Genomic DNA, 5854 nt, shown 5'->3' with positions numbered 1-5854 from the left:
GCAACGCCGACTCCATCGACGGGTGGTCGTAGACGACTGGGTCGAGGCCGTTGCGCCGCCGAATATACGGGTGGACCGACCCGCCCTGGATGGGCCCGGGGCGGATCAGCGCCACCTCGACCACCAGGTCGTAGAACACTCGCGGCTTGAGCCGCGGCAAGGTGGCCATCTGCGCGCGCGACTCGACCTGGAACACCCCGACGGAATCGGCACGCTGCAACATTTCGTACACCGCCGGTTCGGACAGGTCCAGCGCGGCCAGGTCGACCTCGATGCCTTTGTGCTCACCCACCAGGTCGATGGCGTAATGCAGCGCCGAGAGCATGCCCAGCCCGAGCAAATCGAATTTCACCAGACCGATTGCCGCGCAATCGTCTTTGTCCCACTGCAACACGCTGCGGTTCGCCATGCGGGCCCATTCCACCGGGCAGACGTCGGCGATCGGGCGATCGCAGATCACCATGCCGCCGGAATGGATGCCCATATGCCGGGGCAGATTCTGGATCGCCTCGGCCAGCTCGACCACCTGCTCGGGAATGCCGTCGATGTCCGACGGCCGTCCACTCCAGTGGCTGATCTGCTTGCTCCAGGCATCCTGCTGGCCTTGCGAGAAACCCAGGGCACGGGCCATGTCGCGCACCGCGATACGGCTGCGGTAGGTGATCACGTTGGCGACCTGGGCGGCGTAGTCGCGGCCGTACTTGTCATAGACGTACTGGATGACGTTTTCGCGCAGATCCGACTCGATGTCGATGTCGATGTCGGGCGGCCCGTCGCGGACCGGCGACAGGAAGCGCTCGAACAGCAACTCGTTGGCGACCGGGTCGACCGCGGTGACGCCGAGCGCGTAGCAGACTGCCGAGTTCGCCGCCGATCCCCTCCCCTGGCACAGGATGTTGTTCTCCCGGCAGAATCGGGTGATGTCGTGGACCACCAGGAAATATCCCGGAAACTTGAGCTGGGCGATGATTTCCAGCTCGCGCTCGATCTGGGCATACGCCCGGCGCGCCTGATCCCGCCGGCCGTAGCGGCGCTGGGCTCCTGCCATGGTCAGCTCACGCAACCAGCTGTCTTCGGTGTGCCCGGGCGGGACGTCAAACGGCGGCAACTGCGGGGCGATCAGCGCCAGGCCGAAGGCGCACTGCTCGCCGAGTTCGGCAGCGGCGGTCACCGCGTCGGGATACTCGGCGAACAGCCGCGCCATCTCCTCGCCGGAGCGCAGATGCGAACCGCCCAGCGGGGCAAGCCAGCCGGCCGCCTCGTCCAGCGATTGCCTGGCCCGGATCGCGCCCATCGCCATCGCCAGCCGGCGCCGTGACGGCGCCGCGAAGTGCGCTCCGGTGGTCGCAACACTGCTGAGTCCGAACCGCTGCGCCAACAAGTACATTTCGGCGTTGATGTCGTCGTCGACCGGGCAGCCGTGATGGGTCAACTCGACACTGATCCGATCGGAGCCGAACCGGTCCACCAGATCGGCCAGCGCCGCCGAGGCCTTATCCGGCCCGCCGGTGGTCAGCGCGGAGCGAACGTGACCTTTGCGGCAGCCGGTCAGGATGTGCCAGTGCCCGCCCGCCGCCTCGGTGAGCGCGTCATAGTCGAAGCGCAGCTTGCCTTGCTCGCCGCCGGCCAGATGCGCCGCCGCCAGCTGCCGCGACAGCCGGCGATAACCCTCTGGCCCGCGAGCCAGCACCAGCAGATGCGGGCCGGCCGGATCGGGATCGTCGGTCCTGGCGCCGGATTCCCCGGAACAAAGCGACAGCTCGGCGCCGAACACCGTCCGCATGTCCAGTTCCACGGCCGCTTCGGCAAACCGCACCGCCCCATAGAGTCCGTTGTGATCGGTCAGCGCGATGGCCCGCAGGCCGAGCCGCACCGCCTCCTCGACCAACTCCTCCGGCGCGCTGGCGCCGTCGAGGAAGCTGTACGCCGAATGCGCATGCCGCTCGGCATAGGGTGCCGACGAGCGAGTCGGCCTGTCTTCACACGGCGGCTGGTAGGCGACCCGCTTGGGCGACCGGGGCGCCTCATCCGCCGGAGTCCACACGGTGGGCGTGCCGGAGCGGCGGGGTTTGCCGGAGAGCACCCGCTCCATCTCCGACCAGCCCGGCGGACCGTTGCGCCATCCCACCTCGCCAGTGTATCGAATGTATGTTCGGATATCTCACCCGATGACGATCAGCTTGGGGTTGGCATCTATTCCCGACGGACTCGTCGCGGCCGGCTTCCCTTGCACTGCTGGGCGGCACACCACCAGAACATCTTTGACAGGGCTTGGGGAAACTCTCAGAGATTCTCAGGCAGCCGGCTTCTTGTACGCCTGCCGACGGTACTTCAACTACGTTGCCACACAACCGACCCCAGTTGTTTACACGATTTAATCTCGGCGCCACCTCCCGCCGAGGGCACCGGCGAATAATCATGCGAAGTCCCAGAGCTTGAATGGCGGTGTCGATTCGTGGAGCAACTCAATACTCTCGATGCAGGCTTCCTCATGGCCGAAGATTCGGACCGTAACGTCAGTCTGGCAATCGGTGGAATCGCCGTCATCGACGGCGCGGCACCGGCGTATGAACAATTCAAAGCTGTTCTGGCAGAGCGTGTTCGATCAGTCCCTCGATTCACGCAGATGCTGCGCACCCAGCCTTTCGATGTCGGCGCACCGCAGTGGGTCGACGATCCGGCATTCGACATCAGCCGTCATGTGCGGCGCATAGCAGTCCCGCGGCCAGGTGATGACACCGAACTGTTCCAGGTTGTCGCCGACGTGCTGGAGCGCCGACTCGACCGCGACCGCCCGCTGTGGGAATGCTGGGTCATCGAAGGCCTGAAGGGCAAGCGATGGGCGATCCTGATGAAGGTCCACCACTGCATGGCCGATGGGATCTCGGCGATTCGCATCCTCGCCCGGCTGTGCGACGAGGTCGACGGCGATATGTTCACCCGGCCCGCCGCGAAGCGGGCAGGCCGGCACCCACACCTGACACCGGTACCCGAGCGAGCATCGCGCACCAACCCGCTGAGCGATCTCTGGCGGACCGCCACCGGGATCACCGGCATGGTGACCCGAACGGTCAACGGCGCGACCGAGATCGCCGCCGGTCTGATGCGTCCGACCGCGGGATCGTCGCTGGTCGGCCCGGTTACCTCGATGCGGCGCTATTGTGCGGTCCGCGTCCCACTCGCCGATGTCGAGCAGGTCTGCCGCAAGTTCGACGTCACTGTCAACGACGTCGCGCTGGCCGCGATCACCGAAGGCTATCGATCCGTTCTGCTGCACCGCGGCGAAAAACCCCGCCCGGATTCGCTGCGCACGCTGGTACCGGTTTCGGTACGCTCGCCCGACTCCGCAGACAAGCCGGGTAACCGAATCTCGATCATGCTGCCCTATCTTCCGGTCGACGAAGACGACCCGATCCAGCAGTTGCGCGCAGTGCACGCCAGGCTGACCCGGACCAAGCAGGGCGGCCAGCGCCAGGCCGGCAACGCGGCGGTCTCGATAACCGGCTTCGTCCCATTCATGTTGTCCTCGTGGCTGATTCGACTGATAACCCGCCTACCGCAACGCGGCATCGCGACGCTGGCAACCAATGTCCCGGGCCCCCACCGAAAGCTGCAGATGATGGGCCGCACAGTCAGCCGGCTGCTGCCCATTCCGCCGATCGCCCTGCAGCTGCGCACCGGTATCGCCGTGATGAGCTACGCCGACGACCTCGTATTCGGTATCACCGCCGACTACGACGCGGGAGCCGACATCGACGAGCTGGCCGACGGCATCAAAATCGGGGTCGCGCGCCTGGACATGCTCAGCCACGACTCGGTCCTGCTGTTCGACAAGAAATCGGTCTGACCCACAGCGACTAACCTGACTACCGGCGCCGCATCCGCGGCCCGGGAAGGCGGGCATGTCGGTCATCATCGACCCACGTCGCCTGGATGCCGTGTTGTTCGACGCCCAGCCCGAGCCCGCGTTCGTGGCACGACTCCACGACGCAGGTGTGCGCCCCGTTGAATCCGATCCCGCCTTGTTCGTCGAGTCGGCCGACCGCCTCGGGATACGACCGGGCCGCTGCGCCGTCGTGACGTCCACCGACACAGCGGCGGCTACCGCGCGAGCCGCCGGCTTCGCACTGGTGATTACCGATCCCAACGACGTCGCCGTTCGCACCGGGGATCGGCCGATGTCCGAACTGCCCGACGCTGTGCAGGCGCTCGATGTCATTGCCAAGCCCGCGGTGTTCTATGACTTCGACGGCACACTGTCCGAGATCGTCAACGACCCGGACTCCGCGCGACTGGTCGACGGCGCGGCCGTGGCGCTGACCGCGCTGAGCGCTGCGTGCCCGGTGGCGATTCTGAGCGGTCGCGACCTGGCCGATGTCCGCCAGCGGATCGGTCTGCCCGGTCTCTGGTATGCGGGCAGCCATGGCTTCGAGCTGACCGGGCCCGACGGCAAGCACCACCAGAATGCCGAAGCAGCACAGAGCATTCCGGTGCTGGCAGAAGCCGCCACGGCGCTGGCCGGCCAACTCGGCGAGATTGCGGGAGTCGTCGTGGAACACAAGCGATTCGGCGTCGCCGTGCACTACCGCAATGCTGCGCGGGACCGGGTCGGCGAGGTGACAGCCGCGGTGCGCAACGCCGGGCAACGAAGCGCCCTGCGCGTGACGACCGGTCGCGAAGTCATCGAGCTACGTCCGGATGTCGACTGGGACAAGGGAACAACGTTGCGCTGGGTGCTCGACCACGTCCGCGACAACGAGGGCCCGCTGCTGCCGGTCTACCTCGGCGACGACATCACCGACGAGGATGCGTTCGACGCGGTCGCCGACGACGGCATTGCCATCCTGGTGCGGCACAGCGACGACGGCGACCGCGCCACCGCGGCCCATTATGCGCTGGACAACCCCGAGCGGGTCCGGGAATTCACCGAGCGGCTGGCACAGCAACTCGCGCGCTGACTACCGAACCGATTGCGACTGAAGGGTTTCGGCGGCAGGGTCGGTCATCGACTCACTTTCCTAACGAGGGCCGGCTAGCCCGTCGTGTACTCCACGGCGCCGTCTTCGAGCACCAGCCGGGCGTTGCTGCCGTCGGGCCCGGCCGCCTCGGTGCGGAACACCGCTTTGCCGGGCTCGGTGCGCCAGATCAGCGTGGTCAGCGTCTCCCCGGGAAACACCGGTTTGGTGAATCGTGCGTCGATGGCGGTGACCGCATGGGCGTCCCCGTTGCCGAGTTCGGCGATCAGCGCACGCCCGGCGAACCCGTAGGTGCACAAGCCGTGCATGATCGGCTCGGGGAAGCCGGCCAGTTCCTTGGCGAACCACGGATCGCTGTGCAGCGGATTGCGGTCGCCCGACAGCCGGTAGATCAGCGGCTGGTCTTTACGGGTGGGCAGCGCGACCCGGGCGTCGGGCTCGCGGTCGGGGATCGCCGGCGCGGCGGGGCGCTCGCCCGGCTGTCCGCCGAAGCCGCCCTCACCGCGGATCACCAGCGTGGTCAGCGTTTCGGCGACCAGCGTGCCGGAGTCGGGATCGCTGCCGCGACCGCGCAGCATGATGATCGCGTTCTTGCCCTCGCCCTTGTCCTGAATGTCGACCACCTCGGTGACCACCGAGAGCTTCCCGGCGGGCGGCAGCGCCGCATGCAGCCGGATGCCCTGCGAACCGTGCAGCAGCATCGCCCAGTTGAACGATCCGACCTTGCCGGCCGCACCGAAGGCCGGGCAGCAGATCACGGCGTAGGTCGGCAGCACCTGCTGGTCGATGCCATGGCTGTTTTCGGTGGTGAATTTCAAATCGTCAAGAGCGGCGCCCACACCGAGCGCATAGAGCAAGGTGTCGCGGTCGGTCCACTC

4 protein-coding genes are annotated in these 5854 nt (G+C 66.9%); 2 read left to right on the top strand and 2 right to left on the bottom strand.

Annotated elements, in window-relative coordinates:
- Nucleotides 1-2128 (bottom strand): error-prone DNA polymerase (locus AC2VOU_RS07840; RefSeq protein WP_486956863.1); only part of this gene is annotated, 2128 nt, incomplete at its 3' end.
- 327 nt (nucleotides 2129-2455) lie between these two features.
- Between AC2VOU_RS07840 and AC2VOU_RS07835 the strand changes: the two genes are divergently transcribed.
- Nucleotides 2456-3847, top strand: coding sequence for a WS/DGAT/MGAT family O-acyltransferase (locus tag AC2VOU_RS07835; RefSeq protein ID WP_486956862.1), 1392 nt, complete (start codon nucleotides 2456-2458; stop codon nucleotides 3845-3847).
- Between the two features lie 55 nt (nucleotides 3848-3902).
- On the top strand, nucleotides 3903-4958 hold the full coding sequence (gene otsB / locus AC2VOU_RS07830; protein WP_486956861.1) for a trehalose-phosphatase: 1056 nt from the start codon (nucleotides 3903-3905) through the stop codon (nucleotides 4956-4958).
- Nucleotides 4959-5032: 74 nt separating this feature from the next.
- On the opposite strand, the gene AC2VOU_RS07825 is transcribed toward otsB, so the two are convergent.
- A partial coding sequence (locus tag AC2VOU_RS07825; RefSeq protein WP_486956860.1) for a MaoC family dehydratase occupies nucleotides 5033-5854 on the bottom strand: 822 nt, incomplete at its 5' end.

This window comes from Mycobacterium sp. TH-M25, assembly GCF_057473665.1.
The sequence above is the reverse complement of the archived record's forward strand: the minus strand, read 5'-3'. Positions and strand labels throughout refer to the sequence as shown.

Excerpts from the sequence above, each read along its gene's own strand:
- otsB (WP_486956861.1), top strand. The coding sequence starts at position 3,903 with ATGTCGGTCATCATCGACCCACGTCGCCTGGATGCCGTGTTGTTCGAC.